Source organism: Pseudomonas sp. 30_B (assembly GCF_017491605.1).
Classification (GTDB): Bacteria; Pseudomonadota; Gammaproteobacteria; order Pseudomonadales; family Pseudomonadaceae; genus Pseudomonas.
The window spans coordinates 1-502 of the sequence record NZ_JAFGYY010000210.1; the positions used below are offsets into that span (position 1 = coordinate 1).

1 protein-coding gene is annotated in these 502 nt (G+C 72.1%); it reads left to right on the top strand.

Going from position 1 to position 502, the window contains the following annotated elements:
* Positions 1-502: alcohol dehydrogenase catalytic domain-containing protein (locus tag J5M67_RS27970; protein ID WP_207888616.1), on the top strand; the 502-nt coding region annotated here is incomplete at both ends.

A 502-nucleotide genomic window follows, 5' to 3' on the forward strand; every position in this document is an offset into this window, starting at 1 on the left:
TCGCAGTCGACCCGGTCATCAGTTGCGGGCGCTGCCACGCATGCGCGATCGGCCGGCGCAACGTGTGCCGCAGCCTGACCGTGCTCGGCGTGCATCGCGACGGCGGCTTCAGCGAGTACGCCTGCGTGCCCGCCGCGAACGCCCACCGGATTGCGCCCGAGATCGCCGACACGTGCGCTGCGATCGTCGAGCCGTTCGCGGTCGCCGCGAACGCGACCGCGCGCACCGGCGTGCTGCCGTCCGACGTCGCGCTGATCTACGGCGCGGGCACCGTCGGCCTCACGCTGCTGCAAGTGCTCAAGCACGTCTACGGCATTCGCGCGTTCATCGCCGATCGCCTCGACGAGCGTCTCGCGCTCGCGCGCAAGTGCGGCGCGGCGGCCGACGAAGTCATCCACGCGGCGACGGAAACGGTGCCGGACGCGCTCGAGCGACGCGGCGTCGACGGCGGCCCGACGCTGATCTTCGACGCGGTGTGCCATCCGTCGATCCTCGAGGAGGC